The sequence below is a fragment of the Bdellovibrio sp. ZAP7 genome (assembly GCF_006874645.1).
In the GTDB taxonomy this organism is placed as follows: domain Bacteria; phylum Bdellovibrionota; class Bdellovibrionia; order Bdellovibrionales; family Bdellovibrionaceae; genus Bdellovibrio.
On record NZ_CP030082.1, the window covers coordinates 3,763,761 to 3,790,431 of the forward strand.

The window sequence follows — 26,671 nt, forward strand, 5'->3', positions numbered from 1 at the left end:
TACGATGACAGTGAAGGTTTACGATTTCACATCTAAAACAGAGAATCCTAATTTTGAAGATGTTCAAGACATTGCTCCTCTTGAACTTCATCAAAACATGTCCAAAGTAAAAATGATCGATGTTCGTCAGCCTGATGAATACACTGGTGAGCTTGGCCACGTCCCAGGTTCCCAGTTATTAGTGCTCGACACTCTTCCAGATCATTTGGAAGACCTTCCTAAAGACCAAACAATCGTGTTTATCTGTCGCAGCGGAGCCCGTTCGGCTCGCGCCACTGCTTTTGCGAAGATGAATGGATTCACACACGTATTTAATATGCTAGGCGGAATGCTTCATTGGAATGAATTGCAACTGCCTGTTGAAAGATAGAATTATGCCAGGAAAAGTATTTGTTAACAGAACATTGAATCTTAAAAAGATTCGCTACATCGGTGTTGATATGGACCATACGTTGGTTCGTTATAACTCCGAAAACTTTGAACGACTTTCTCATACTACGATGATCGATAAATTGGTTAAACGTGGTTACCCGGAAACTCTTCGCAAGCTGACGTTTGATTATAACTTCGCGATCCGCGGACTTGTGATCGACCGTAAGATGGGAAATCTTTTGAAATTGAACCGCTACACGGCGATCCGTGCGAGCTATCATGGTTTGAAACCACTTGATTTCAAAACTCATCAAAAACTTTATAAGTCGACTTACATCGATCTTTCCAACACTGATTATTTGGCAGTCGATACATCGTTCTCCATTTCTTTGGCGAACCTTATTGGCCAGATCGTTGAATTGAAAGACACCGATACAGCTAACAAGTATCCAGAATACGTTCAGATTGCTGACGACGTTTTGGATGCTTTGGATGAAGCTCACCGTGACGGCTCATTGAAAGATGAAGTTAAAAAGAACCTGGATCACTACATCATTAAAGATCCAGGATTGGTTGCGGGCCTTGAAAAATTCCGTCGCCACGGGAAAAAGATTTTCGTTCTTACGAACTCTGATTTCCATTACACGAAATTGCTTTTGGACTATGCGGTTCAACCGTTCCTGAAAGATTTCAAATCATGGCAGGATCTTTTTGAAGTCACGATCACTTTCGCTTCCAAGCCCAAGTTCTTCTATGAAAATCAAAAATATCTGCGCGTGAACCCAGCTGACGGCTCCATGACAAACATGGAAGGCAAGCTGACTCCGGGCATTTACCAAGGCGGTAATGCTAAGAAGTTCACAGCCGACCTTGATTTGAACGGTGATGACATTCTTTACATTGGTGACCATATCTACGGCGACATCCTTCGTTTGAAAAAGGATTGTAACTGGAGAACAGCGATGGTGATCGAGGAGCTTGATTCTGAAGTTGAAAAAAACAGACAAGCCGAGCCGATCAATGCCGAAATCGAGACCTTGATGAAAAAGAAAGAGCCGTTTGAAGACGAGTTGACTGAAATCATGACTCGTAAAATTGAAAAAGCGGCTGACGTTAACGAAGCGCAAATCGAAACTCTGCAAAAAAGTATTTCAGAGATCGATGGTCAGATTAGTTCTCACATCAAAAAACAACAGGCGCTGTACAATGCGAACTGGGGTCAATTGATGAGAGCAGGTAACGAGGAAAGCTATTTTGCTTACCAGTTGGACCGTTATGCTTGCGTATATATGGAAAAATTGGCGGATCTTTTGGAGCTGTCTCCAAGAACTTACTTCCGTGCACCACGTAGACCACTAGCCCACGAGATTTACTAATATGAATAAGACAAACGCACTTTGGATTTTAGGTTTAATTGTTGTCGCAGCCGTTGCTTTTAGCTTAGGGAAACGTTCTGTGCATTGCCAGACGGCTCCAGCGATCGATGCAGCCGCCTGTGGAGCTCCGGCGAATACGTTCCCGACGAATTTGCCTCCTCCACCGCCACCAACTGAACCAAACAGTTCACATCAGTAAAAAATAAAAAACCGGGTTCTAGGACCCGGTTTTTTATTTTTTGATTCAGATGTTTTATTTGATGATCGTTAGCTCTTTAAGTTTCGCTTTAATGTCTGAGACCTTTGCGTTGCGACCGTTTAAAATCATATAGTCTGCTGCCTTTTCGATATTTTCCATGTCTGTCTTATCTAGAAGGGCTTTACGTCTTTTCTCGTTCACGTCTTCCTGCTTTTTCAAGCATTCCGGAAGCTGTGGCTGGTCAGTTTCTTCTTTGCATTTATCGACTGGTGAACCTTTGCGCTTGCCGCCGTCAGAAACCAGGGATGCCACTGTGTCGTCTTTAGACGTGCTCTCTGATTCCTCGTCAGCTTCTGATTGAGCTGCGACCTTGTTCGCTTCAGCTTGGTCGTCGTCCTGAATAGCCTCGCTCATTGCTTCAACCAATTCATCGGACAAGGCTGAGGTTGCAAGCTGTGCTTGAGCGGAATAAGCCGCCAATTGACCTTTGGTATCCAGACGCAAAACGGTCATGATGAATCTCATCAAAATACCACCTTTTTGCTCTGTTAAATACGATTCGTAAGTCGATTTATCGATTTGTAGTTTCGTCGGAGAAATCCAAGCCAACACCAAAGTGGATTTGTCGTTCGGATCCTTTGAAGCCTTCACTTGGGGAATAAAGAATACGTCCGCCGGAGCGGTTTTATTATAAAGAGAAAGAACTGACCATTTTCTGGAAGTGATCGTCTTAACGAAACCGATGGAATCGTCGCCGTTGACCTTTAGATTTGAAACAACTGGATCAATATAGTTGCGATAGGCGTCGTCATCCTGGAAGTTGAAGTCTTCTTCCTTGATAGCGCTTTGCTCAGCGATGCGTTTGGCTTCTTTTGCAGTCTTGCCATTCATGCTTCCTTTGGCAACACGAACGCCTGATTTCGAGTGTCCAGTGTCTAAACACCCTGCCGTAAATTGTAAGCAAATTAAGGCCCCGATAACGGGTAAAGCCAATCTCTTCATTATAAGCTCCCATTTTTTCTATACACCCAGGAGCTTACAATCTCTATGCCCGCCTATTTGTATTTTAAGGCGCGGGAACCGGCGGAGGGTTGTTGCCACCATCAAATAGCGGATAAAGAACGTTCACAGTGTTATTACGCTGAGTAACGACACACTCTTGAGAGATGATTCTGTAGCGCTCGATTGGGAAATGATAACCGCGCTCGACCCAACCCCAACCAGTCCAATCAACATAACGACGATAGCCTGTGCCCACTCTTTCAGTCACAGAGCGTGTCTCAAAATGATACGTCAACAGAGGGAAGCGGATCTTAACAATGCCGTCCTTCTCCATTTTCATCTCGGCTTTTTCATCAAACACGCAGCCATACAAACCATCCACGCTGCGCACGCGACCTTTTACAGTTTCGCCCACTTGGACTTCGTGATTCTTTGGCATTTTGAACTCAAAAAACCAGTTCACTTGAGCACCGTTAGCATAAAAGCTAGTCGTGTTCATCGTCACCGAGCCATCGAACTCGATCAAGTCCGCTTCAGCTGTACGACTTTTATTTTCGTAAGTGCCTTCGAAAATATTTCCTGCCTGAGAAACTCCCGGCAATACCAACATCATCGCTACAATCCATTTATTCACGAAGACTCCCTAGTTTCGGTTAAATAAAATAATATAATCTTTAGGACCAGTTTGCTCCATCATCGTGGAGTACTTGTTCGCTTCAAGTTTTTTACGATAAGTTCTGCGAGCGACATTGCGAACGGCACAAGCAAACTTGCTCGTTCCTGCCGGATCCACTTCACCACTATCGATACACTTGGGCTCAAAAGCCGCTTCCTGAGCGCGTGTCACCGGAAAGGTGCTCACACTTAAACTGGTCACGTCCAATTTATAATCTGTCTTAAGTTTCGCAACAGGATTCGCATCGATCAGCTGCGAAGCATAAATATTAGGAACAACCACTGCGACACGAAGTCCCTCGGCGCGGGCTTTTTCAATTCCCTCCACCAGGCGCTGCATTTCTTCCTTCATTGCAATGTAAACAGCGGGACGGAAAAGCTCCACGTAAGGGAGCATCGGCTCAACGATCACGACGTCGTATTTGGAACCTGCGTCTTGATTACTGTCGATGAATCCCTTCACCAGTTCCATCTCTTCAATTTTGTTAGGAGTGACACCCAGGATCACAACTGGGGCGGCTTTAATTTCTTCACGCAAACGCTCGAAGACCAGCTTCCCCATCTCTTCAGGTGTGGAAACATGAGTAAATTCGATCTTAGGAGTTGTTTCAGGCCCCACAGAAAAATTTATGGAGAAATAAAGGCCTACAGCGATGATTAAAACGGCGCCAATCCAGTACAAGTGCTTCATAGGACTATCGACCTATCACCGCTGACCCATCATGGCAAGGCTCGTTGTAATCTGTTAAAATTGTGCTAAGTTGCGAACATTACAGCGGACTTGATCCTAATAAGACAGGTACCTAAAAAATTATGGCGACGAATACGAATTTACCAATTTCTTATCTCATTATTGGCTCTGGCCGCGTCGCCCGCCATATTGCTCACTATTTTCATCTGTCAAATATCAGTTTTCAAAGTTGGGATCGCTCCCAGGACCCTCATGCATTACGCGTTAAGATTGCGGCAGCCACTCATGTTTTGTTGGCTATCAGCGACGGTGCCTTGCAGGGCTTTTATCGCCAACACCTGATGGGACATGATGAGAAAATCGTGGTGCATTTTTCCGGCGCCCATTCCTTTGACGGAATGATCGCGGCACATCCGTTGATGACTTTTGGAAATGATCTTTACGAGCTAGAATTTTACCGGAAAATCCATTTCACTTTAACCGGTGCCTCTAGCCTGGACGAGGCCTTGCCAGGTCTCACGAATTCATATTCCTGGCTCCCTTCGGCACAAAAGGCGCTTTATCATACACAGTGTGTGATGGGTGGAAATTTTGTGACTTTGTTGATTGCCAGAATGCTTTCCGGCTTTGCAGCGATGAAGGTTCCCGCAGAAGCAGCTCATCTGTACGTGCAAAAAGTTGTGGAAAACACTTTTGCAAATCCTGAGACCGCACTGACGGGCCCGCTAGTTCGTAAAGACGTTGAAACAGTGGCGGCGAATCTTAAAGCTTTGGAAAACGATCCGGCTCTGAATATCTACAAAGCATTTCTTGAAACCTATTGGCCTGATTATCCGCGAAAGTGAGGCCCAGCTATGAAATCCATTCTCGACTTCCAGGAAAAGAAAAATAAAAAACAAAAGATCTCCATGATCACTTGTTATGATTACACTTTTGCTTCGATCGTAGCTGAGAGCGATATTGACTGCATTCTGATCGGCGATTCACTGGCAAACACAATGCACGGCTTTTCTACAACTCTTCCTGCGACCGTAGAAATGATGGCCCTGCATACGGCGGCAGTAGCTCGTGGTGCTGGCACTAAAAAATTCATCACAGCGGACTTTCCCTTCATGGCGAACCGTAAAGGTTTAACCGCGACCATGACGGCGGCAGCGAAAATCATGCAAGCTGGCGCTCATGCTTTGAAGCTCGAAGGTGGCGACGAGTACACTTACAAAATCGTCCGTCATCTGGTGGATTCCGGTGTGCCAATCATGGGTCACTTGGGTTTAACTCCTCAATCCGTCAATCAACTGGGTGGCTTTAAAGTTCAAGGCCGTGACGACAACGCTCAAGCGAAAATCCGCGAACAGGCTTTGCGCCTGCAAGATGCTGGCGCTTTCTGCGTAGTGCTTGAATGTGTTCCTTCAAAACTTGCGACTGAAATCACGGAATCTTTGGATATTCCAACAATTGGTATCGGTGCGGGTCCTGATACAGACGGCCAGGTGTTGGTTCTGCAAGACATGCTGGGTATGAATCCAGGCTTTAAACCGAAGTTTGTAAAAACTTATTTCAATGGTTTTGAGGCTTTGAAAAAAGCTTTCAACACTTATCACTCTGAAGTGGAAGCCGTTGATTTCCCGACCGAGAAAGAGAGCTATTCCTAATGATTCAAGTTCTGCGCACTCCCGCTGAACTCAAGGCGTGGAGAAAAAATCAGAAAGGCAGCGTTGGCTTCGTACCAACCATGGGGGCTTTGCATTCAGGCCACGAACAGCTGATGAAAAATGCCCGTCGTGAAAACGATCTGGTAGTGCTTTCTATTTTCGTGAATCCAACACAGTTCAATGATCCAAAAGATTTCGAAAAATATCCCCTGACTTGGGATCAGGATTTGAAAATCGCGGAAAACAACAAAGTCGATGCGATCTTTTACCCGCGTTATCCAGATATGTATCCTGATGAGTACCGCTATAAGGTTGCCGAGAACAGCTATTCTAAACTTTTGGACGGCGCCCACCGTCCGGGTCACTTTGATGGCGTCCTTTCTGTGGTGATGAAACTTTTCAACGTCGTTGCTCCGAACAAAGCCTACTTTGGCGAAAAAGATTTCCAACAACTGACTTTGATCAAGGGCATGGTCGACGCCTTCTTTATGGATGTCGAGATCGTTCCGGTAGCCACGGTTCGCGAAAGCGATGGCTTGGCTAAGAGTTCGCGCAATTTATTGCTGACTCCAGAGGAGCGCGAAAAAGCTCCGATTATTTATAAAACTATCACCACCGCAGAATCTGCTGAGGAAGCGGCGAAAGCTTTATCTGCTGCAGGATTTGATGTGGATTATGTGACAGATGTTCACGGGCGCCGTTTTGTAGCGGCTCGCTTGGGCTCTGTGAGGCTGATTGATAATGTCCAAATCTAAAGTTCTCTTTATGATGACTGGCTCCATCGCATGCTACAAAGCATGTCAGGTGGTTTCGCGTCTGGTGCAAGCAGGTTGCGAAGTTCAAGTTGTGATGACACCTTCAGCATTAAAGTTCGTGGGCAATGCCACACTTGAAGGCCTGACAGGAAAACCTGTCGTTAGCGACATGTACTCGCAAGGAAACGTGATGGATCATATCCATCTGATGCGTTGGGCGGATTTGATATTGGTGGCTCCGGCAACGGCGAACTTTATCAATAAAGCGGCGCAAGGTATCGGTGATGATCTGGTCTCCACTTTGTTCCTGGCTCATGATTTTAAAAAGCCGTTCTTGATTGCACCCGCGATGAATACTTCCATGTATCTTCATCCAGTCACACAAAAATCTCTGCAAACTTTGAAATCTTACGGGATTGAGATACTTGATTCTGCATCGGGCATTCTTGCTTGCGGTGAGGAAGGTTACGGTAAACTTCTAGATCCTGATGAGATTTTGAAAATTACTTTGGCTCACCTGCATAAAAAGGCTCCCGAGGCCGAGAATACAGAACAAGCTGTGGCTCTCCGCTCATCCGAACTTTCCAAAGTGAAAGTTCTAGTAACTGCAGGCGGTACGCAAGAACCCATCGACACAGTTCGCACCATAACCAATCTAAGTTCTGGTCGCACGGGAATTTCTTTGGCGGAGTACTTAAGCCAAATGGGTTTTGATGTGACCTTGCTTCAGGCCCATGGCACTGCCAAAGCGGAACATGTGAATCACCATGATTACTTCACAAGCTTTGCAAGCCTGGATTTTCAATTGCAAAAGTACCTGGCGGAGCAAAACTTCACGCATGTGATTCATGCAGCTGCTGTCAGCGACTATTCTGTGGATTCTATCGAAGTCGATGGCAAAAACTATCGCCCACTGGAAGTAAAAAAAGTCAGCTCGGACGCTCAAGGCATGAATATTCACCTTAAGCGCAATCACAAGATCGTGGATCGCCTGAAAGAGTATTCTAAAAACAAAGACGTAAAGGTGGTGGCATTTAAACTGACCAGCCACGCGACACCGGAACAAAAGAAAGCTGCTGTGGATAAGCTCTTCAAAGCGTCCCACGCTGATTTCGTTGTTCACAATGATTTGACTGATATTGATATTGTAAATCGCACTCACAAGTTCACCCTGTACAACCACCAAAGCTTTATTGCTTGCGAGAATCTGGATCAGCTGACAAGTGAGTTGATTCGCGTGATGCTACCAAAGGAAAACCTATGATTTTATGTCTTGATGTGGGTAACACCCAAATCTTTGCAGGACTCTTTGATAAAGACAAAATGGTGATGTCTTTCCGTAAGAACTCTAAAAGTGGAGCTTCTTCGGATGAAACCGGCATCTTCCTGCGCACGGCAATTCGCGAGAATGGTTATGACCCGGCTTTAGTAAAACAAATTGCGATCTGCTCGGTGGTGCCTGAGGTGATTTATTCCCTTCGTGGGGCCTGCATGAAGTATTTCAATATCAATCCGTTCATCCTGCAAGCTGGAGTGAAAACGGGCCTTCGTGTGAAATACCGCAATCCTTTAGAAGTGGGTGCGGATCGTATCGCGAACTCCATCGCGGGCACTCACCTGTATCCGAATAAAAACCTGATCATCGTAGATCTTGGTACAGCGACAACATTCTGTGCTGTTTCTAAAGAGAAAGACTACTTAGGCGGATCAATTGTATCGGGACTTCGTCTGTGTATGGAGGCTTTGGAAAGTAAAACTGCCAAGTTGCCATCAGTTGAGATCGTTCCCATGCACGAAGCCTTGGGTCGCACGACAATTGAAAGTATTCAATCTGGTTTGTATTACGGCCACTTGGGTACAATGAAAGAAATCATCGCTCGTATCACTCGTGAGTGCTTCCAGGATGAAAAGCCTTTCGTAATCGGAACGGGTGGTTTCTCTTCCCTATTTGAAAAAGAAAAAGTTTTCGACGTTATTATCCCTGACTTAGTTTTAAAAGGAATGCTGATCGCACTTCAGCATAATGCTTAGAGGTTATTATGAATGTATCACTACTTAGAACCAAAATTCACAGAGCCACAGTTACTGAATCCGATCTAAACTATGAAGGTTCGATCAGCATCTGCCCGGATCTGATCAAAGCCTCTGGCTTATTGATGAACGAACGCGTGGATATCTATAACTGCAATAACGGCGCACGTTTCTCGACTTACGTGATACTGGGTGACAAAGGCGACATCTGCCTAAACGGAGCCGCTGCCCGCCACGTTCAAAAAGGTGATCTGGTGATTATCTGCTCTTATTGTGGGTTGTCCATGGATGAAGCTAAGAAATTCGAACCGACAGTCGTTTTCGTGGATGAAAAGAACCGCGTGAAAGAAAAGCGCGCGGAATCCCACAAAAACAACAAAAAGAAAAAGAAGTAAAAGGTACGTACTTACCTGCTCCATAGAAAAATCCCGGGCTCTCACCCGGGATTTTTTATTTCTTCCTTAGGCCTGTCGAAAAAGGCGATGACGTCGTACCTTCAGATGCAAAATACTGACAAGAAAATTGAATCTCACCATATCTCACAATCATTCTTAACGTACTTTTACAAATGGGATTATCTGCAAAGATCACCGTCGATACGACCGTCTCATCCCTTCCTTTGTCAGTAGCCTTTGATCTTAAAATCTCCACAACAGTTTTTCGCCCATTTGTTTCTTCACCGCAGTTGTTTGGCTCTGTGATGACAAATTTCAAACGTAAAACCGTGTTGTAGTCTTCCTGGAAGTATATCGACCCTTCCATGGGGTTTCCCCCCACACTGGTTTCATAGGTCATCAAATTCTCATCTTGGAAAAGACGTGATCCTGCTATTTGTGCGCCAAATTGCCCCGTTCCATTTGAAGCGTCACATGCAAACAGGTCCCGGATACCAAACTGTGAACCAATTTTCCCTTTTCGCTTCGCCACGCTGACCAGAGACGTTGCAACCGCATCCAAAAGATCCCTGCCTGATTTAAAAGGACCGATCTTTTCGTTATCCGTTACTGCTTTACCCTCAAACAGCGCTTTATGTTCAAATTCATGAGTTATCAGGAATAGAACTTGGACCGGAGCCATGGTACGCATTGAATCCCTATGAAATTCAATCGCTCCCTCGGGGCCTAAACTCGTTCTAGCAGCCACCGACATTGCTTTACCATCGGGACCTTGTACATACAATGGCTCCTCTCGTAAAACAAAGTCAGTCGGTTTATCTCCACTACTCAACATCAAAATCTGTTGTCCGACTTTAAAAAAGAAATCACGACAGAACTGAACCTGCTCCACTGACAACCGGTTTGTTTGACAGAACTTCTCTTTCTCCTCGGGCTGGCTCAAAACAAATTTCATTGTCGCGTTCATAGATTCCCGCGTCGCGCGTAAAAATTCAAAAACGGGATCTCCACCATTTCCCACAACAGTACCGGACGCGTGCGCCTGTTGAATAAGCACCAGAAAAATGGTTGCGATCAGATAAATTAACTTAAGAATTTGATTCTTCATGAATCGCCCCGATTGGAGTTAGATGAATTGCCACTTGAACTAACGAGTCCTTACCTTGCGGATTATTCTCGATAAACTCCAACAACTGCTGTTGAAAGGAGTCGACCAGGCCTCGCAGTTCATCCATTTTGTTTTTATCGACCGAAACCAATACTGTAGCGGACTTGCGCCGATGCGATGGCAATACCGAAATTCCCCGATGAGCAATATCGAGTGCTTTCTTATGAAAAGACCGGATATTTTCATTGGGAATTTCATTCGTCGTGGCCACAGCACTTTCCTCAGGAACAATTTTTCCTTCAGGAGTTCGTCGCCAGAAGCCTTCTCGAATCAAAAAGTCTACAGACTTTTGAATTCTCTCCGGACTTACAATACCCGAAAGCATTCTGTGCAGATTTTTAGGATCCGAAGAAAAACCCTTCAAATTCACCAAATCCTTCACATAGGGATTAACCCAGTCTGATAGAATATGGTTCTTTGCAATACGCTTAACAGGAATTTTCTCTTCTGTAGAATTCGAAACTACCTTCAGAACATTTCCCAATAATTGCTTATCAAGATAATCTTGTTCGATTTTTGTAAGCTTAAACACCACACACAAAGCCGGAAGATTGTCACGAGTCACTTGGCGGTGCCCGTTGATAATCTGAGAAACCAGAGTCTGCGACAAGCCACTCACCCGTTGAGTGCGTTGACGTAAACTGAAAGATCCGGTTTTCTTATAGTATTCAAAAAGAGCCCGAAGAAACTTTGCTGGTTCCCCATAGTCAAAGACTACGGGGCGCACTAGTTCCACAGTTTGGTTTTGGGATCTCACTTATAGGTTCCCAAGAACTTACAGCTAATATCGACATTAAGCAGAGGTTGCCCCGTGACGTCGTCAGTAATCTCCATGCTTGCAGGACCCATTTCTTCGTCATTAAATACCGGGGTTTTTCCATTCACAGAAGTTTTTTTCCAACGTGTCACAGGATCCGAACCAAATGGATCATTACTTTGCATGCAAGCCACTTGGCCATCATCGTAACATGCCTGAACCGGCCCACCGTCATTTTTGTGTTTACAATAGCCGCCCGCCACGCCCATACATGTGAACTGACGTGCTTCAATCCCCGTAGCTCCTGGGATTTCCCGAGACGCGTGGGAATAGTAAAAATTCAAATTGGCAAAGGCATGACCATGCTTAGCATCGATTTTAATTTTCATTTGTGTCTGACCCATAGTTTCATCGAAGGGTTTTGTCGTTCCGCCTGATGAAGGAAGTCGCACAACGGAAAGCTCTTGAGACTGAGTACTCTCCGTGCCACTTAAACGATCCTTAATTTTTGCAGTACATGTGAATTTATCCGCGACAACAGCGTGAGAAGTGCTCGCGCCAAGAATAAGTAAAGAAGCTAATACTAGGTGTTTCATGGTGTTCTCCCAAAATTGTTTAATTCAAAAACGATTTCAACGTCGATGAAGAAACTATTGCAGGATATTCTTGCGTAGCCAAGAGGGGCTGGTCATCAAAATGATTGCATATGTAATCACCGCGGCAATCCCTGCGAGGGGAAATTGACCCTGTTTGCGGGATTTTCTGTGTCTTTGAGGACGAGTTTACTCGATAGCTTCGACTTCGATACCAGCCGCGATCAGCATTTCGGCAAGGACGCCGTTACCTTCGATGGTTTTTCCGCTGTAGGTCCCGTCATAGATGCGGCCGCAGCCACACATCGGGGATTTGGATTTTAACATGGCTTCTTTCACGCCGAATTTCAGCGCGATTTCCAAAGCTTTTTGAGCTCCGCATTTGTACTCGGCCGTGACGTCTTTGCCATTTTTATCGATAACCTTGTCACCGATACGTTCAGCGGGCGTGCGTGGAGTGGAAAGTCCTCCCATTTCCTCCGGGCAAACGGCGATGGTCATCCCTTCCTCGTGGAGAACGGTGACTTCTTCGCGCAGCTGATGCTTTCCATCATAGCGGCATGGTTTTCCGATTAGGCAGGCTGAAACTAGGATCTTTCCTTCACTCATAAGCCCGCAGTTATATCACAGCCAATGCTCAAAAAGACCGTCACCTGCAGAAAATTCATGACTGTAAAATGTGTGAACACCCTGCATGACAGCTAGCACTACAAAAAGGGAACTGTTACCTTCTGGGGTATGGGTATTACGTTATTGCAGTTACAGGATGGGCATAAGGCTTATGGGGCTAAGGTTCTTTTTGATCAGGCGACATTCGCGATCAACGAGGGCGAGCACGTGGGAGTTATTGGTCCCAATGGAGCGGGTAAAACCACTCTTTTTAAAATCCTGGTGGACCAAGAACATTTGGATGAAGGCATTGTGACCAAGTCTCAGCAATTGCGCCTGGGGTACTTGGAACAAGAGTCTGACTGGAATATCTCTGAAAAAGTTGAAGAATACCTGGATAAGAACTGCATCACTCCCCTTTGGGAGTTAAAGCAATTCGGCATTAAACTTGGTCTGACTGAAAGACATTTTCAATCCCATTTGAAGGAACTGAGTGGCGGCTTCCGCATGCGTGTGAAGCTTTTGTACTTGATTGGTCAAGAGCCGAACTTGTTATTGCTGGATGAGCCAACAAACTTTTTGGATCTGGAAACGTTGTTGGTTCTGGAAAGTTTTCTGCAAGAGTACAAGGGTGCGTTCCTGTTGATTTCCCATGATCGTGAATTCCTTCGTCGCGTGACCGATCATATTTTGGAAGTTGAAGCCGGCGATATCGTAAAATTTGCTGGAAACCTGGATGACTATTTCGAACAAAAAGCGATGCTTGCGGAACTTTTGCAAAAACAGGCCATGAGCCAAGCTGCAAAGAAAAAATCCATTATGGACTTCGTCACACGTTTTGGTGCGAAAGCAACCAAAGCACGTCAGGCCCAATCTCGCCTAAAGGCTTTGGAAAAGATGGAGACCATCGAAATCAAAGCAGCTCCGACTCACTCCCATATTCACATTCCACCTGCGAGTGCGACCGGGAAAGTAATTCTGGAAATCGAGAACGCGGATTGCGGGTACGGTGACAAAGTCATTTTGAAAAACGTAAACCTGCGCCTGGAGCGCGGGAATCACTTAGGTATCGTGGGATTAAACGGTGCCGGTAAATCCACTTTGCTAAAATCTTTGGGTGAGCAGATTCCGCTGGTGAAAGGTTCCATCAAATGGGGCCATCAGGTAAGTTTATCATATTTTGCGCAGCACACGCCCGAAGCATTGAATCCTGAGCACACGGTGATCGAGGCGATGGCAACGTTGGCTCACAAAGACGTGATCCAACAAGATATCCTAAACATCGCAGGAAGCTTGTTATTCAGTGGAGATGCGATTAATAAAAAAGTAAAAGTCCTTTCCGGTGGCGAGAAGTCACGCGTGGCTTTGGGACAAATTCTTTTGCAAAAGTCTCCATTGTTGCTTCTGGATGAGCCGACGAATCACTTGGACTTCGATACCGTTGAAGCCTTAACTGGCGCTTTAGAAAAATACGAAGGCACGATTGTTACCGTAAGCCATGATCGTGGTTTCATCGGACGTGTGGCGAACAAAATTCTGGAAGTGAATCACGGCCTGCTGACGCTTTATCCAGGCACTTATGATGAATACGTATGGAGTCTTCAAAAGGGCTTCCTGTCTGAACGCGTATTTAATGATGAAGCGACTCGCAAGCCGACAACCGGACAAACTTCGGATGAAGCGCCCAAATTTAATTACAAAGAAGAACGTAAACGCATTGAAGGCCTGATTAAGAAGGCACTGAAATTGATAGAGGATTCCGACAAACGGATCACCAGCCTGTCAATAAGACGAGACAGCTTGAACGAATCCCTTATTTCAGGTGCAGCAACTAATACTGCTGCCACCGCCAAAGAACTGCACGAGATCAGTGGTCAAATCGAGGACCTTGAAAATCAAATGTTGCAGGCCATGGAAGATCAACATCAATACGAACAAGAATTAAAGAACCTTATAGGATAAATATGAAAAAACTCATTGCGATCGCTTTTGTTTCCTCCATGTTTGTCGGCTGCGCCAGCCAACTTAAGAAAGATTGCGAATCTACGAATTGGTTCAAGTACGGTGAAGAAGTAGCCCTGCGTGGTGACTGGTTGTCTTCCGACGCGAAACTTCTGGCTTGCCGCAAAGAAGAAGCAGAGATCAGCGAATCTCAAGCGGATCTTGGTTTTAAAAGCGGTCGCCAAAAATATTGCACGGGAACTAACTCTTACCTAGTTGGCAAATCTGGTGATGCTTTTTCTAAAGATCTTTGCGATACGCCAGCATTGAAATCTATTGTTTCTGATTACAATAAGGGTCTGCGTGACTATTGCTCTAAAGCGAATGGGTTTAATGCGGGTTCTTCCGGCAAAAAGTATAAGAATCTTTGCCCGGCTGAGCTTGAAGCAGGATTTTTGCCAGAGTATAAAAAAGGCCGCTTAAAATACGTGGAAGCGCAAATCAAAAACTTGGAAAACCGTCAGCGTGACTTGCAACTGGCGATTGCCAACAAAAACACTCAAGTTGTAACGGCACAGATGAACTTTATGTCCATGCAGAATCGTCGTAACGCTTTGGAAAGCCAAAAGTCCTTTGCACAATCCACTAATAACCTGGCAGATGTCGGTCGATTAACCAACGAGATCCAAAATGCTGACTGGGATGTAAGTCGCGCCAGACAAGACGTCGACAGAGCCAATGCTGAGAAAAGAAATCTGGAAGCGGAGCTCGATCAAACCGGAAAAACCATCGCGGAGTACCGCACAGAGATGGCAGGACTTTAAAAAAAAGGGGCTTCAAAAACCCCTTTTTCTTTTTAGGATTTAGAATCTGAACCATTCAATCGCATCGACATACGCTTTTGGTTGGTAAGCATTCGCTGTCTGACTAAAGCGAACTTCTTGCCAGCCTAGGCTCTTAAAAGATGGATTGTCCACATCTCGCTTTTTAATAAAATCTTGAACATTTAATACCAAAGCCAATTCATCACGCTTCATCAATAGTGACGGCAGATGGAATTGCACGAAGGACATACCTTTATTCTCTAAAGCAAATCCTTCTGCGCCGGATTTCAAATACTCGCGGTATTTGATTTCGACTTTAGGATCACAGTGCTCTACCACCAATAACTTTTCCGTGCTGTCCGAGTAATCCATCACGTAACTGAAGCTGTAACCCCCGCACTTTTCAACGATGGTGCGATTGGCTTTGATTTGACCAAATGTCTTAATTGGAATCGGGAACTTTGATGGAAGCATCCACAAGTTATCTTGATCACGAAGTGCGATCTGCGTTTGCGGTTGTTCCTTGGCAATTTTCAACAATTCCTGGAAAGCCTTAGTATCCGTCGAAAGCTTTTGGTTACTAACGTAAAGAACATCAAAGCTTGCTTCTGCAAAGGCTTTTTCATATCCGTGACTACGCAGTTCATTTGCAAAATTCGCAGCAAACAGACGATATATGTTTGAGGTCTTGGTCAACTCAGCTGAAGCCACATACTGATTGAAGTTCTTTAAGACCGCCGTTGCGCGCGCCAAGGTTGATGCATTTGCATCCCCAGCTACAGAAAGAACCGGATTGTATTCGCCACGAATAATCAAGCCCATCTTGCGCGAGAACTGATAACGCTCTCCCACTGATAAGGATTTATAAGCCTTGACCCAGCTATTTAAAAGAAGCGGGCGAAGACTCATCTCCAATACTTCTGGAGCGATTGCTGAAAGATTCTGTCCTGAAGCACAGATCTCATAGTCTTCGGATTGCTTCCACGGAGAATCACAATAAGCCTCTGGTGATTTGATCACATAAGGCCACTTCACCGGCAGAATCGCAGTCTTCACATGCGTTGACGGGTCCCCGATATCCAAGTCACCTGCCAGCAGATAGACCAAAAAGTCGGTTGCGACTTCTTCCATCAATTCCTGCTGAACGAATAGGGTTTCATTTCTTTCACGGTACCAGATTTTAGCCAAAGCTTTTTCCAGATGTCCTGGAGCTTCAACAAGGTTTTGTCCCATATAGATCACATGTCCCTTAATACGGAACATATTCGGGTGATCACCCAGAATTACCAGCTGCACCTTTTGATAGAACGGTTCAATGCTTTCTAAAAGCCTTTCCGTCGCACCAATGCGCAGGTTTAGATCCCTGAGGTTTTCCCCAAAGTAAGTGCTATAGCGAGTCGCCTTGTTCACGGCGCAACGATAAACCAAATCCTCATGTCGCCCCGAGGTTCTGTCAATTTTCTCGACAACCTTGGAATCGATACAAAGAGGCCTTTGGTTCATCTGCAGAACAACCAGGCTAAGTATGCCAAAACAGGCAAAAGAAATGTAAGTGAGCCAACGTGACAACATATCACAGGCTAGGATTGCAAAAGGCAGACCTCCCTAGTTTGAATATTCTCCAGGAATACCGGGTCATGGGAGACCACCAATAATGCGCCCTGATAGCCAATAAAGACGTCCTCCAGAACCTCCAGACTTTGCAAATCCAGATTGTTCGTGGGCTCATCCAGCACCAACAACTCCGGTACTGCATCCGCCAGAAAGACTTTCGCTAAGCACAGCTTAAGTTTTTCTCCACCACTCAGGCTTTCAACCTTTTGATGAACTCGATCCGCAAAAAATTGAAACGCGGCAAGCTCATTTCGAATCCACTCGGATCCTTTGCTACTTACATCCATGATGGACTCCAGCACCGTCTGCCCGGAATTCAAGATGCTATATTCCTGATCGATCAAACTGGTGTGCAAAGTTCCCACCTTCAACTCTCCTCGGATTTCGCCAAGGGGCTTCTGACCGTTACTTAGCAGAAGCTGGAGCAAAGTGGTTTTCCCGGCGCCATTCTTTCCAGTAAGGGCCCAACGCTCGGGGCCTTTCATATGCAGAGTCAAGTTTTCTGGCCAAAGCCAACTATCGCTTCCTGCAAAGCGAAAATTAAAATCAGCAAGGGTGAATATCAATTTGTCCGCCGGCACGGCAGAGTCCAATTCTTTTAGACGCAGAATCGTCTGACTCCGCATGCCGGCAAAATGCGACTGAAAATCCGCGCTGGCATTCTCGGCTCTCTGTGATTCGTTGGTATTTATAGTTCCCAACGTCACTTGCGCCGCCCGTTTTCTAGCACCCAGAAGAATTTTCGGCATTCCACCTTTTTCGCCCTGAATCTGCCCACGGCGCATGCGCTTTTCTTGGGACTGAACTTTGCTGTGCAGCTCTCTCTCGGTTTTCTTTTTCTCGCGGCGCAATTGATCCAAGGTGGATTGTTCTAGTTCAATTTCTTGAGTCCTTTGCTCGTGATAAAAAGAGTAGCCTCCACCATAGGCGCGCATTCCCTGATTCGACATTTCCAGAATGGAATCCATCGACTCCAAAATCTCGCGATCATGACTGATAACCAAGATATTCCCATCAAAACCTTGAACAAATTCTGTGATTCGACGTTTGGCTTCTCGGTCTAAGTTGTTTGTTGGTTCATCCAAAATCAGTAATCCCGAATTAATCGCAAGGGCTTTGGCAATTCGCACGCGCGTCCACTCACCACCGCTTAATTGCTGAAGTGTTCGATCAAAGGGAATATCTCCCAGGAGACTTTCTTGAGTGACCGCATCTAGCTGCGAGGATTCCCAGATATCCACCAAGAATTCCCCGACGGTTTGGACCGGCCGTTCTTCGATTTGTCGCAAGTAAGTAACTGGATGACTAGCATGGATCTCACCTTCCGTCGCAGGGATTTCTCCCGACAGAATCTTTGCCAAAGTGGATTTTCCGATACCGTTCGGCCCCAAGAGCCCATAACGACCCGATCCAACAGTAAAACTTAAGGACGAAAACAAGCGCAGCCCATTGCTGAACTCAAAGCCGACCTTGTGGGCCGTCATTTGAAATATTTGATTGTGCATAAATGAAATATCCGTCTGCGAACCTGAGTGGTTCTAAAAGAGTTATTAAAAAAAGAATAACGACGGATTTATTTTCTCATAGACGCCAAGGTTTGCGCCCTGGCCAAAGCAGTATAGCAAAGCCCCCCACGATATGCTAGTATCTGCGCCATGAAAAAGCTTTTGATCATCCAGCACGAATTGGATGGGCCTCCAGGTACTACCTTGGACTGGGCGTCTCAAAATAACTACGCCGTTGAGCTCTGGTCACCTTATCTGGGTGAACCAGCGCCGACTCGTTTAGACTACGATGGGGCAGTGATCTGCGGTGGCAGCATGGACACCTTCGAGGAAGAAAAGTTCCCGTGGTTGCGCGCCGAAAAAAAACTGATTCGTGATTTGATCGATAACAATGTGAAGATCTTTGGGCTGTGCCTGGGTTCTCAATTGATTGCTGACATCATGGGTGGCAAAGTCCATATTCATGACCCAGGTTGGGAAATTGGTTTCGTTCCTGTGGAAACAACGGATGGCGAAACTATTCAGGCTTTCCACTGGCATCACTGCACTTTTGATTTACCGCCTGGGGCAGAACTTTTCGCTACAAACAGTTTCTGCAAAAATCAGGGTTATAAAATCGGGAAGAACATCGTCGCCACTCAATTCCATCCAGAAACGACTGAGGATTGGATTAGAGAGTGCGCAGATGAGGTAGGTACCTCTCACAAAGGGATCGTGCAAAATCGCACTGAGATGCTGGCTTCGCTCCCTTTACAAAAGCCCCTTAAAGAGTGGTACTTCCGTCAGCTGGATAAGCTCTTCAATTCTTAATTTCAAATTGTACAAATAAAAAAGGCCTGGGATCACCAGGCCTTTTTTATATTTTCATTCTGGCTACATGAAGATGCGTTCGCAGCGTAGCATGTAGTTACGTTGCTTACCTTGCTCTACCAGTTTCAGGAACTTTTGACCCGCTGGAAGAACCAAAGAATAACCTTTATTGCGATACATACCCCCCGCACTTGGCTTGCTGTTGTTCACAAGCTGAACGCCCGTTTCTCTGTGGAATTCCTTTTCAAACTCTTTAAAAAAGTCTACGCCCCATTGATTGTAAACAGCTTCTGACAGCCAAGAAGGTGCCGTATTGCCATGAAGAATACCAACGCTTACTGAAGTTGCTCCACGGATCAGGTTCGATTGTTCCCAAGCTTGGGTGATATCTGTTCTACCCACTTTATCAAAGAACTCTTGAGTCAAATAAGTATCGCCGTAGTCACGAAGAACGATTTTTCCCGTTGGACGTGACTTCTCGTCCAGCTCAACCAGGAAGTTTTGAGAGTGAGGCGAATCGTACGTCATACCTGTCAAAGCAAAGAACTCTGCCAAGGCGCGAGCCAATGGTTTGTTGTAGTGTTCGTTCCAATAGCTTGCAGGAGCGTTTGATCCGTTGAGCTTAGCCAGCTCACGACCTTTTTGCTCGTGCACGATTGAAAAGCCTGGCACATAAGTTTTACCCGAGTTCGTCAAAGTGTCATAAGAGCGAATGATCATACCCTGATCGATGACAACCTCACCTTTTGCATTACGAGTCTCGATACCAAAGGCCACCGGCTCATCCAGCAAAATGATGTTTTCAAGTTTAGGTTGGCTTTTCAATTGGTCATTCACAAAATCCGTCATCATCCGGATTTGCTTACCGTCGTCCCAGTCCTGATGTTTATCACGCCAGTGACCGCCGGTTTTATCAGTAGAACCTTTAAAGGAGAACTCAGCGTTCGTCACAGGGTCGACGATGATATAACTGCGCGATGCAGTCATGTATCCTTTATAATAGACTTTTTTAATGGGAGTGATGCCATTGTCTTTCAGGAAGTTCGCAATCTCCTGCCACCACTTTGTATCCTCAGGATTGATAATCCAACGCAGGTACTTCACACCATTTTCTTCGTGAATCAAAGAATTTACGAACTTCTCAGGTGCGCGTTCTGCGATATCTGCTTGAATCAAGCTAACGGGAATATCGTAGTGATAAACACTGACAGCTTGATCACTGCGAGTGGTAACCGCATTGGCTTTAGTTTCCAACGTCACAAGTTGTTGCAATTCCTTACTGATCGCATGCGAGAAAGACGCAAGGACCATATTGGAAATAAGGGCAAAGCTAAGCGCGCGGTTAAACTTCATAACGTGCATCTCCTGCGAATTAATTTAAATTCGCAGGAGATACTTCAAATAAAATACCAAGATTTGGCGGATTCAGGCGGATGTATATTGGATTTGAGGGCCTTAAAACCCAACAAAGAACAAAATACGGCAATCAGTGTTCAGGGCCTAAACACTGGATAACCTGCTCTATTTACTGACTTTTCCTAGAGGCTTCAGGGGCCCCACCTTCCCTACTTTTGAAGGAAGTGCATGCTGTATTTTTTCTGACATCCAAGGATCTATCGCAATGAGCTTTTCAAGGTTTAAACCGGTTTTAATACCCATCCCGTGAAACATATAGACGACATCTTCAGTAGCAACGTTACCCGTTGCACCCGGGGCATAAGGGCAACCACCCAAACCACCCAGGCTTGTATCAAAGACGCGAACACCCGTCTCATAAGCGGCAAGAATATTAGCCAGTGCCTGCCCGCGAGTGTCATGGAAGTGGCCTGCCAATTTTTTAACTGGAACGACCTTTTTGATTTTCTTAAAAAGCGATTGAACTTGCCCCACATTAGCCACACCAATAGTGTCGCCAATGGAAAGCTCATACACGCCAAGCTTATGCATTCTTTGCGCAAGCTTCACCACACGAGCTTCAGGAACTTTGCCTTCAAAGGGACAACCAAAGCACGTGGAAAGATAGCCGCGCACTTTGATTTTATGCTTTTTCGCCAATGCCATCACGGGCTCAAAACGTTTAAAGCTTTCATCGATGGAACAATTGATGTTTTTCAAAGAGAAAGATTCAGAACAGGCGGCAAAGATCGCAACTTCTTTAACACCACTGGCGATAGCGTCTTGCATACCGCGTTCATTTGGAACCAAAACAGAAAATTCAGTTTTCTTAGGAATCTGACCGGACTTTTGAAGGCCGAAAGCAAGGCTCACGACCTCTTTTGTTCCCGCCATTTGTGGAACCCACTGCGGAGAAACAAAGGCGCCGATTTCCACACGCTTTGTTCCAGCTTCAATCAGTCGGCGAGCAAATTCAACGCGTGTGTCGGCATCCAAAACGACTTTCTCGTTTTGCAGTCCATCTCGTAATCCCATTTCCACAATCGCAACTGAATTCTTAGGCATAAATTTTCTATTCAGCAGAAGGTTTGATTTTCACAAGTGCTTTACCCAAAGCCACTTGCTCGCCAACAGCACAAGAAATGCTTTCAACAGTTCCCGCGATATCGCACTTAAGAGTGTACTCCATTTTCATCGCTTCCATCACCAAAACTGCCTGTCCGGCCTTCACTTCCGCACCGGCTTGAACCAGGATTTTTGTAACTTTACCTGGCATCGGAGACATCACAGTGTCAGAGGAGCCACCAGCCCCTGCTTTCTTACGTGACTTTCGTCCTGTCCCTGCATCCATTGTGAAAGTGCGACCGTTTGCGTGAACCCACAAATTCCCAGCAAGCAATTGCGCTTGAGCTTTGTGATCCACTCCGTTGATGCGTACTTTGACTTCCATTAGATACCTCTCCAGTAAGTCATCCATGGGGATGCACTAGCCGATGCTGTTGCACCCGCATGCTGAGTTCCGCGAGCTTGAGCCAAGGCTGCGGCTGCGATTTTCTTTTCCACTTCCGTTAGCTCAGGTTCTTTAATCGGATCAGCGAAATAAGTTTCGATGAATCTTGTTGTCATCGTGCCCATCACAAACTCTTTGTGGGACAAGATCTCGATCAAATAAGGAATGTTAGTGTGAACGCCGAAAACCACAGAGTCCTTAAGCACACGGATCATTTTTTGAATCGCGCGCTGGCGATTTTCATCCCATACGATCACTTTCGCTATCATCGGATCGTAATACGGTGTGATGGTATCACCAGAATCAAAACCATATTCATAACGACGACCTGGGCCCTCTGGCCATTCCACATGACCCAACAAGCCTGTGCTCGGAACTCCGCCTAGGAATGGATTTTCAGCATAGATACGGCACTCGATTGAGTGACCACGAGGAACACGGATCATTTTTGGATCGTGGATGTATTCACCTTGCGCTGTCAGGATTTGCATTTTTACCAAATCCACACCCAACACTTCTTCAGTTACCGGATGTTCAACTTGCAAACGAGTGTTTACTTCAAGCAAATAGAATTCACCATCTTGCAAAAGGAACTCAACTGTTCCCGCCCCTTTATATTTACCCAAAGTTGCAATCGCGCACGCAGCCTCGCCCATACGACGACGAAGTTCTTCCGTCAAAGAAGGCGAAGTCGCCTCTTCGATAATTTTTTGGTGACGACGTTGAACAGAACACTCACGGTCAAAGAAATGCACAACATTTCCTGTCGCGTCTCCGAAGATTTGGAATTCAATGTGTTTGGCGCGATCCAGGTATTTTTCCAGGAAAACTTTTGGCGAACCAAAAGCAGATTGAGCTTCACGTTGTGCCGATTCAATCAACTCTGCCGCTTCAGCAGAAGATTTGATCAATTTCATACCACGGCCACCACCACCGGCAGCGGCTTTAACGATCACTGGATAACCGATACGTTCCGCTTCCGTGATCAAGTTTGCAACTTGTTGGTTCTCGCCTTGATAACCTGGCACCAAAGGCAGGCCAGCTTTTTTCGCAAGTTCTTTACAGTGAACTTTATCGCCTAAAGAGCGAATCGCTTCCGCGGAAGGACCGATAAACGTTAAACCCGCGTTACTCACTGCCTCAGCAAAGTCAGCATTTTCTGACAAGAAACCAAAGCCGGGATGAATCGCTTGCGCACCACCAGCCAAGGCTCCATTGATATTCGCTTCGATGTTCAGATAACTCTCAGCGGTTGCTGCAGGACCAATACAGATGGTTTTAGTCGCCATTCTGTAAGCTCGAGAATTGATGTCCGCTTCTGAGTGTAAAAGAACCGTTTCGATTCCCAACTCTTCGCAAGCTTTGATAATACGAACCGCGACTTCTCCGCGATTAGCGATAGCGATACGAGTGAATTTTCCAGGCATTTTTGTCATGGTGCAAAAGCTCCAATTTAAGAGCTTTATCTATATCGACGAATCTGGCTTAAAGCAACGAAAAGACGGCGTTTTCGGAGTCCCAAAGGCCTTTGCTGTATTAAAACTAGAGCCTAAACATCCGTCGGGACATTCGCCGTGCGCGACATCAACGAACTACCGCAAGATGCAACCATGACGCATAAAATAGCCACCATTTGCGTCTTGGTAAGACGTTCGCTTAAAAAAATGTACCCCATGAGGGCGGCCACGGCGGGTTCAAGACTCATCAGAACACCGAACGTCTTTGACGGAATACGCCTTAGTGCGATCATTTCTAATGAATAGGGAATCGCCCCCGACAATACGGCCATCGCGACAATCATCATCCACATATGACCTGTGTATTCCGCCGGATGCAAATGCGAGAGCGCTGGAATCGTAACCGTTAAAGCGGCAACAGTCATTCCCATAGCGGTCGCCGTGCCCCCGGGGATTTTTGCACCGACTTTTTTGGCAAGAATAATATAGAACCCCCAGAATGCACCAGCCACTAATGCCAGAACAACTCCAGTCAGATCAATGCTTTTAGCAAAGTCTGAATGCGGAAGAACCAAAATGATTCCTGCTGCAGCTAGTACTACCCACACAATATCCAAAGCGCGCTTAGATCCAAGAATTGCAACTGCCAAGGGACCGGTAAACTCCAAGGCGACCGCAACACCCAATGGAATGCGCTCAATTGACAGATAGAAAGTCATATTCATGCACGCCAGACAGATACCGTAAATCGCAACAATACCCAAAGTACTGCGAGAATACTTTTGTCTCCAAGGACGATAGATCACGAGTAAAATAAACGCGGAAATACTGGCGCGCCAAAATGTAGCGGCTTGAGGCCCTAAGAGTGGAAATAATTGCTTTGCGAAACTAGCGCCACCTTGTACAGAAAAAATGGCAATCAGAACACAAAGAAGGGCTACTAACTTCTCCAAGACGGTTCACGCTTTTCCAGGAAAGACTTCAAACCTTCCTGGCCTTCATCGCTGGCGCGACGTTCAGCAATTAAATGAGTTGTGCGATCACGCTGTTGTTCCCAAGTCATGTTAGCAATATCGTTCAAAAGTTTTTTAGTTTCGCGAACAGCTTCAGGCCCACCTTGTTTGTAGTTCGCTAGAACCTTTTGCAAAACATTGTGACCTTCGCCCGCTGGGCAAACATCTGTCACCAGACCAGCTTGTTGCGCCACTTGCGGATTGAATACCGCTCCAGAAAGCATCAAAGGACGAACTTTACCGGCCACAGCTTTTCTTTGAACAAACGCACTGATAACTGCCGGAGCAATTCCCAACTTCACTTCACTGAAACAAAATTGAGTGCCCTCTTCAGCGATAACTTCGTCACAAACAGCGACCAAACCCAGGGCACCACCAAAAGCGGCGCCATGAATTAAACCAATCACGGGCAAAGAGCATTTAGCGATAGTTTCAAACATGCTGAAAAGGCGCAAAGAATCTTCACGGTTTTGGTGGTAGGAGAAATTCACCATTTCTCTCATCCAATTCAAATCCGCCCCGGCGCAAAAGGATTTACCCTCCCCTTGCAAAACGATGGCGCGAAGATCCGTACGATTTGCCAACTGATGAAATGTCTCTGTGATTTCAGAAATCATTTCCGGATTAAAGGCATTGCGCACATCTGGCCTATTCAATTTCACATAGGCCACGTGATCCATCTCAACCGTGTTAATAAAAGTCATGAAGCAGTCCTACATTCTAAATACGCCTTGAGATTTTTCACCCCAAGACTTGTTAAGGCTGGCAGCGATACCCAAACCCAAAACTTTGCGAGTATCTGCAGGATCGATGATGCCATCATCCCATAAACGAGCCGATGAGTAATATGCAGAGCTTTCGTGTTCATACTTTTCAAGCGTTGGACGCTTGAACTCTGCTTGTTCTTCAGTTCCCATCGTTTGGCCTTTAGCAGCCATTTGATCGAGCTTCACCGTCAACAAAACGTTGGCAGCTTGCTCGCCACCCATCACGCTGATCTTGGCATTCGGCCACATCCACAATTGACGAGGCTGATAAGCACGACCGCACATACCATAGTTTCCAGCGCCATAAGATCCACCGATCACCACTGTGAATTTTGGAACGTGAGCATTGGAAACCGCCATCACCATTTTAGCACCGTGTTTCGCAATACCTTCGTTTTCATATTTTTTACCAACCATGAAACCTGTGATGTTTTGCAAGAAGATCAATGGAACTTCACGCTGCTCACAAAGTTCAATAAAGTGAGCCGCTTTCATCGCGCTTTCGCTGAACAATACTCCGTTATTCGCGATGATACCGACTGGCATTCCGTAAATGTGTGCAAAACCAGTTACCAAAGTTTTGCCGTACAAAGCTTTGAACTCATGGAATCTGGAACCATCTACGATGCGCGCGATAATTTCACGAACATCAAATGGTACGCGGCTGTCTTTTGGAATCACGCCGTAAATTTCTTTTGCATCAAACATCGGTTCTTCAGATGGCAAGATCTGCATGGTCACGGTTTTCTTGTGATTCAAATGCGCCACGATAGAACGAGTGATCTCCACCGCGTGTCCATCGTCTTCAGCAAAGTGATCCGTTACACCTGAATTTTCACAGTGAACGTGAGCGCCACCCAATTCCTGAGCGTCAACCACTTCACCAGTTGCGGCTTTAACCAATGGAGGACCACCCAAAAAGATGGTGCCGTTTTCTTTAACGATAACAGTTTCATCACTCATCGCGGGAACGTAAGCCCCACCCGCAGTACAAGAACCCATGACAACTGCGATCTGAGGAATACCTGCCGCAGACATGCGTGCTTGATTATAGAAAATACGCCCGAAATGATCACGATCCGGGAAAACGTCGGCTTGCATAGGAAGGAATGCGCCACCAGAATCCACCAGGTAAATACAAGGCAAACCATTTTCAAAAGCGATCTCTTGGGCGCGTAAATGTTTTTTCACGGTCATCGGGAAGTAAGTCCCACCTTTTACAGTGGCATCATTCGCAACGATCACACATTCAGTTCCATGAATCACACCGATACCTGTAACAACACCGGCACCAGGAGCCTGGCCTTCGTACATATCCCACGCAGCCAAAGTTGAAAACTCCAGGAAAGCGGTTCCGCCATCAACCAAGGCTTCAATGCGCTCACGCGCTGTCATTTTGCCGCGGGCTTTATGTTTCTTGGTGGCATCAGCACCACCGCCCTGTTTTACCAGTTCAACTCTTTCTCGCCATTCGCCGACGACTTTTAACATCGCATCGCGATTGGCTTTGAAATCAGAGGAATTTGCATCAATGTGACTATCAAGAATTTCCATAGAACC

Annotated in this window: 28 protein-coding genes; 12 read left to right on the forward strand and 16 right to left on the reverse strand. The window is 45.8% G+C overall.

Going from position 1 to position 26,671, the window contains the following annotated elements; all coding sequences use genetic code 11:
• Positions 1 to 4: 4 nt before the first annotated feature.
• From DOM22_RS17990 to DOM22_RS18000, 3 genes are read left to right on the forward strand one after another with little or no spacing between them, the layout of a single operon-like run.
• Positions 5 to 370 (forward strand): rhodanese-like domain-containing protein, encoded by a 366-nt coding sequence (locus tag DOM22_RS17990; RefSeq protein ID WP_142701695.1) that lies wholly within the window; start codon positions 5 to 7, stop codon positions 368 to 370.
• Positions 371 to 374: 4 nt separating this feature from the next.
• Entirely contained in the window at positions 375 to 1,748 is a 1,374-nt protein-coding gene (locus DOM22_RS17995) for an HAD-IG family 5'-nucleotidase (protein ID WP_142701696.1), read from the forward strand.
• 1 nt (position 1,749) lies between these two features.
• Complete coding sequence (locus DOM22_RS18000) at positions 1,750 to 1,947, forward strand: hypothetical protein (RefSeq protein ID WP_142701697.1); 198 nt, start codon at positions 1,750 to 1,752, stop codon at positions 1,945 to 1,947.
• A gap of 54 nt (positions 1,948 to 2,001) precedes the next feature.
• On the opposite strand, the gene DOM22_RS18005 is transcribed toward DOM22_RS18000, so the two are convergent.
• From DOM22_RS18005 to DOM22_RS18015, 3 genes are all read right to left on the reverse strand, one after another.
• The gene (locus tag DOM22_RS18005; protein ID WP_142701698.1) at positions 2,002 to 2,949 is read right to left on the reverse strand and encodes a hypothetical protein; all 948 of its coding nucleotides are present in this window, start codon (positions 2,947 to 2,949) and stop codon (positions 2,002 to 2,004) included.
• A gap of 64 nt (positions 2,950 to 3,013) precedes the next feature.
• Entirely contained in the window at positions 3,014 to 3,583 is a 570-nt protein-coding gene (locus tag DOM22_RS18010) for a hypothetical protein (protein WP_142701699.1), read from the reverse strand.
• Between the two features lie 9 nt (positions 3,584 to 3,592).
• The gene (locus DOM22_RS18015; RefSeq protein WP_142701700.1) at positions 3,593 to 4,315 is read right to left on the reverse strand and encodes a hypothetical protein; all 723 of its coding nucleotides are present in this window, start codon (positions 4,313 to 4,315) and stop codon (positions 3,593 to 3,595) included.
• Between the two features lie 122 nt (positions 4,316 to 4,437).
• Here DOM22_RS18015 and DOM22_RS18020 point away from each other — a divergent pair, with 122 nt between their 5' ends.
• From DOM22_RS18020 to panD, 6 genes are read left to right on the forward strand one after another with little or no spacing between them, the layout of a single operon-like run.
• Positions 4,438 to 5,160 (forward strand): Rossmann-like and DUF2520 domain-containing protein, encoded by a 723-nt coding sequence (locus DOM22_RS18020; RefSeq protein ID WP_142701701.1) that lies wholly within the window; start codon positions 4,438 to 4,440, stop codon positions 5,158 to 5,160.
• A gap of 9 nt (positions 5,161 to 5,169) precedes the next feature.
• Entirely contained in the window at positions 5,170 to 5,967 is a 798-nt protein-coding gene (gene panB / locus DOM22_RS18025; protein WP_142701702.1) for a 3-methyl-2-oxobutanoate hydroxymethyltransferase, read from the forward strand.
• Positions 5,967 to 6,722 carry a pantoate--beta-alanine ligase gene (gene panC, locus DOM22_RS18030; protein ID WP_142701703.1) on the forward strand — a complete coding sequence of 252 codons (756 nt, stop codon included), beginning with the start codon at positions 5,967 to 5,969 and terminating at the stop codon, positions 6,720 to 6,722. The genes panB and panC overlap by 1 nt, the downstream gene beginning before the upstream one ends.
• The gene (gene coaBC, locus DOM22_RS18035) at positions 6,709 to 7,986 is read left to right on the forward strand and encodes a bifunctional phosphopantothenoylcysteine decarboxylase/phosphopantothenate--cysteine ligase CoaBC (protein ID WP_142701704.1); all 1,278 of its coding nucleotides are present in this window, start codon (positions 6,709 to 6,711) and stop codon (positions 7,984 to 7,986) included. The genes panC and coaBC overlap by 14 nt, the downstream gene beginning before the upstream one ends.
• Positions 7,983 to 8,753 (forward strand): type III pantothenate kinase, encoded by a 771-nt coding sequence (locus tag DOM22_RS18040; protein WP_142701705.1) that lies wholly within the window; start codon positions 7,983 to 7,985, stop codon positions 8,751 to 8,753. Before coaBC ends, DOM22_RS18040 begins: the two co-directional genes overlap by 4 nt.
• Before the next feature lie 8 nt (positions 8,754 to 8,761).
• The gene (gene panD, locus DOM22_RS18045) at positions 8,762 to 9,148 is read left to right on the forward strand and encodes an aspartate 1-decarboxylase (RefSeq protein ID WP_142701706.1); all 387 of its coding nucleotides are present in this window, start codon (positions 8,762 to 8,764) and stop codon (positions 9,146 to 9,148) included.
• Between the two features lie 55 nt (positions 9,149 to 9,203).
• Here the strand turns inward: panD and DOM22_RS18050 are convergent, their stop codons facing one another.
• The 4 genes from DOM22_RS18050 to DOM22_RS18065 form a co-directional block, all read right to left on the reverse strand.
• Entirely contained in the window at positions 9,204 to 10,256 is a 1,053-nt protein-coding gene (locus DOM22_RS18050) for a hypothetical protein (protein WP_142701707.1), read from the reverse strand.
• Complete coding sequence (locus DOM22_RS18055) at positions 10,237 to 11,073, reverse strand: DUF4423 domain-containing protein (RefSeq protein WP_142701708.1); 837 nt, start codon at positions 11,071 to 11,073, stop codon at positions 10,237 to 10,239. The genes DOM22_RS18050 and DOM22_RS18055 overlap by 20 nt, the downstream gene beginning before the upstream one ends.
• Complete coding sequence (locus tag DOM22_RS18060) at positions 11,070 to 11,669, reverse strand: hypothetical protein (protein WP_142701709.1); 600 nt, start codon at positions 11,667 to 11,669, stop codon at positions 11,070 to 11,072. Before DOM22_RS18060 ends, DOM22_RS18055 begins: the two co-directional genes overlap by 4 nt.
• Positions 11,670 to 11,855: 186 nt before the next feature.
• Complete coding sequence (locus DOM22_RS18065) at positions 11,856 to 12,275, reverse strand: DUF523 domain-containing protein (RefSeq protein ID WP_142701710.1); 420 nt, start codon at positions 12,273 to 12,275, stop codon at positions 11,856 to 11,858.
• Positions 12,276 to 12,404: 129 nt separating this feature from the next.
• Between DOM22_RS18065 and abc-f the strand changes: the two genes are divergently transcribed.
• Both abc-f and DOM22_RS18075 read left to right on the forward strand, forming a co-directional pair.
• A complete protein-coding gene (gene abc-f / locus DOM22_RS18070; protein ID WP_142701711.1) occupies positions 12,405 to 14,237 on the forward strand; it encodes a ribosomal protection-like ABC-F family protein in 1,833 nt (610 codons plus the stop codon).
• 2 nt (positions 14,238 to 14,239) lie between these two features.
• Positions 14,240 to 15,040, forward strand: coding sequence for a DUF2799 domain-containing protein (locus DOM22_RS18075; protein ID WP_142701712.1), 801 nt, complete (start codon positions 14,240 to 14,242; stop codon positions 15,038 to 15,040).
• Between the two features lie 39 nt (positions 15,041 to 15,079).
• Here DOM22_RS18075 and DOM22_RS18080 read toward each other — a convergent pair whose 3' ends face one another.
• On the reverse strand, positions 15,080 to 16,543 hold the full coding sequence (locus tag DOM22_RS18080; protein ID WP_142701713.1) for a hypothetical protein: 1,464 nt from the start codon (positions 16,541 to 16,543) through the stop codon (positions 15,080 to 15,082).
• Between the two features lie 77 nt (positions 16,544 to 16,620).
• Positions 16,621 to 18,159: an ABC-F family ATP-binding cassette domain-containing protein gene (locus DOM22_RS18085; protein WP_142701714.1), complete on the reverse strand. Its 1,539-nt coding sequence runs from the start codon at positions 18,157 to 18,159 to the stop codon at positions 16,621 to 16,623.
• A gap of 150 nt (positions 18,160 to 18,309) precedes the next feature.
• On the opposite strand from DOM22_RS18085, the gene DOM22_RS18090 reads away from it, so the two are divergent.
• The gene (locus DOM22_RS18090) at positions 18,310 to 18,969 is read left to right on the forward strand and encodes a type 1 glutamine amidotransferase (RefSeq protein ID WP_142701715.1); all 660 of its coding nucleotides are present in this window, start codon (positions 18,310 to 18,312) and stop codon (positions 18,967 to 18,969) included.
• Between the two features lie 63 nt (positions 18,970 to 19,032).
• Here the strand turns inward: DOM22_RS18090 and DOM22_RS18095 are convergent, their stop codons facing one another.
• From DOM22_RS18095 to DOM22_RS18125, 7 genes are all read right to left on the reverse strand, one after another.
• Positions 19,033 to 20,322: a hypothetical protein gene (locus DOM22_RS18095; RefSeq protein WP_142701716.1), complete on the reverse strand. Its 1,290-nt coding sequence runs from the start codon at positions 20,320 to 20,322 to the stop codon at positions 19,033 to 19,035.
• 168 nt (positions 20,323 to 20,490) lie between these two features.
• Entirely contained in the window at positions 20,491 to 21,429 is a 939-nt protein-coding gene (locus DOM22_RS18100; RefSeq protein WP_142701717.1) for a hydroxymethylglutaryl-CoA lyase, read from the reverse strand.
• Positions 21,430 to 21,436: 7 nt separating this feature from the next.
• Complete coding sequence (locus tag DOM22_RS18105; protein WP_142701718.1) at positions 21,437 to 21,814, reverse strand: biotin/lipoyl-containing protein; 378 nt, start codon at positions 21,812 to 21,814, stop codon at positions 21,437 to 21,439.
• Positions 21,814 to 23,310, reverse strand: coding sequence for an acetyl/propionyl/methylcrotonyl-CoA carboxylase subunit alpha (locus DOM22_RS18110; protein WP_246845747.1), 1,497 nt, complete (start codon positions 23,308 to 23,310; stop codon positions 21,814 to 21,816). Before DOM22_RS18110 ends, DOM22_RS18105 begins: the two co-directional genes overlap by 1 nt.
• Positions 23,311 to 23,423: 113 nt before the next feature.
• Complete coding sequence (locus tag DOM22_RS18115) at positions 23,424 to 24,284, reverse strand: DMT family transporter (protein WP_142701719.1); 861 nt, start codon at positions 24,282 to 24,284, stop codon at positions 23,424 to 23,426.
• The gene (locus DOM22_RS18120; RefSeq protein ID WP_142701720.1) at positions 24,272 to 25,048 is read right to left on the reverse strand and encodes an enoyl-CoA hydratase-related protein; all 777 of its coding nucleotides are present in this window, start codon (positions 25,046 to 25,048) and stop codon (positions 24,272 to 24,274) included. The genes DOM22_RS18115 and DOM22_RS18120 overlap by 13 nt, the downstream gene beginning before the upstream one ends.
• A gap of 9 nt (positions 25,049 to 25,057) precedes the next feature.
• Complete coding sequence (locus DOM22_RS18125; RefSeq protein WP_142701721.1) at positions 25,058 to 26,665, reverse strand: carboxyl transferase domain-containing protein; 1,608 nt, start codon at positions 26,663 to 26,665, stop codon at positions 25,058 to 25,060.
• Positions 26,666 to 26,671: the final 6 nt, after the last annotated feature.

Excerpts from the sequence above, each read along its gene's own strand:
- DOM22_RS17990 (WP_142701695.1), top strand. The coding sequence starts at position 5 with ATGACAGTGAAGGTTTACGATTTCACATCTAAAACAGAGAATCCTAAT.
- DOM22_RS17995 (WP_142701696.1), top strand. The coding sequence starts at position 375 with ATGCCAGGAAAAGTATTTGTTAACAGAACATTGAATCTTAAAAAGATT.
- DOM22_RS18000 (WP_142701697.1), top strand. The coding sequence starts at position 1,750 with ATGAATAAGACAAACGCACTTTGGATTTTAGGTTTAATTGTTGTCGCA.
- DOM22_RS18005 (WP_142701698.1), bottom strand. The coding sequence starts at position 2,949 with ATGAAGAGATTGGCTTTACCCGTTATCGGGGCCTTAATTTGCTTACAA.
- DOM22_RS18015 (WP_142701700.1), bottom strand. The coding sequence starts at position 4,315 with ATGAAGCACTTGTACTGGATTGGCGCCGTTTTAATCATCGCTGTAGGC.
- DOM22_RS18020 (WP_142701701.1), top strand. The coding sequence starts at position 4,438 with ATGGCGACGAATACGAATTTACCAATTTCTTATCTCATTATTGGCTCT.
- panB (WP_142701702.1), top strand. The coding sequence starts at position 5,170 with ATGAAATCCATTCTCGACTTCCAGGAAAAGAAAAATAAAAAACAAAAG.
- panC (WP_142701703.1), top strand. The coding sequence starts at position 5,967 with ATGATTCAAGTTCTGCGCACTCCCGCTGAACTCAAGGCGTGGAGAAAA.
- coaBC (WP_142701704.1), top strand. The coding sequence starts at position 6,709 with ATGTCCAAATCTAAAGTTCTCTTTATGATGACTGGCTCCATCGCATGC.
- DOM22_RS18040 (WP_142701705.1), top strand. The coding sequence starts at position 7,983 with ATGATTTTATGTCTTGATGTGGGTAACACCCAAATCTTTGCAGGACTC.
- panD (WP_142701706.1), top strand. The coding sequence starts at position 8,762 with ATGAATGTATCACTACTTAGAACCAAAATTCACAGAGCCACAGTTACT.
- DOM22_RS18050 (WP_142701707.1), bottom strand. The coding sequence starts at position 10,256 with ATGAAGAATCAAATTCTTAAGTTAATTTATCTGATCGCAACCATTTTT.
- DOM22_RS18060 (WP_142701709.1), bottom strand. The coding sequence starts at position 11,669 with ATGAAACACCTAGTATTAGCTTCTTTACTTATTCTTGGCGCGAGCACT.
- DOM22_RS18065 (WP_142701710.1), bottom strand. The coding sequence starts at position 12,275 with ATGAGTGAAGGAAAGATCCTAGTTTCAGCCTGCCTAATCGGAAAACCA.
- abc-f (WP_142701711.1), top strand. The coding sequence starts at position 12,405 with ATGGGTATTACGTTATTGCAGTTACAGGATGGGCATAAGGCTTATGGG.
- DOM22_RS18075 (WP_142701712.1), top strand. The coding sequence starts at position 14,240 with ATGAAAAAACTCATTGCGATCGCTTTTGTTTCCTCCATGTTTGTCGGC.
- DOM22_RS18080 (WP_142701713.1), bottom strand. The coding sequence starts at position 16,543 with ATGAACCAAAGGCCTCTTTGTATCGATTCCAAGGTTGTCGAGAAAATT.
- DOM22_RS18085 (WP_142701714.1), bottom strand. The coding sequence starts at position 18,159 with ATGCACAATCAAATATTTCAAATGACGGCCCACAAGGTCGGCTTTGAG.
- DOM22_RS18090 (WP_142701715.1), top strand. The coding sequence starts at position 18,310 with ATGAAAAAGCTTTTGATCATCCAGCACGAATTGGATGGGCCTCCAGGT.
- DOM22_RS18095 (WP_142701716.1), bottom strand. The coding sequence starts at position 20,322 with ATGAAGTTTAACCGCGCGCTTAGCTTTGCCCTTATTTCCAATATGGTC.
- DOM22_RS18100 (WP_142701717.1), bottom strand. The coding sequence starts at position 21,429 with ATGCCTAAGAATTCAGTTGCGATTGTGGAAATGGGATTACGAGATGGA.
- DOM22_RS18105 (WP_142701718.1), bottom strand. The coding sequence starts at position 21,814 with ATGGAAGTCAAAGTACGCATCAACGGAGTGGATCACAAAGCTCAAGCG.
- DOM22_RS18110 (WP_246845747.1), bottom strand. The coding sequence starts at position 23,310 with ATGACAAAAATGCCTGGAAAATTCACTCGTATCGCTATCGCTAATCGC.
- DOM22_RS18120 (WP_142701720.1), bottom strand. The coding sequence starts at position 25,048 with ATGACTTTTATTAACACGGTTGAGATGGATCACGTGGCCTATGTGAAA.
- DOM22_RS18125 (WP_142701721.1), bottom strand. The coding sequence starts at position 26,665 with ATGGAAATTCTTGATAGTCACATTGATGCAAATTCCTCTGATTTCAAA.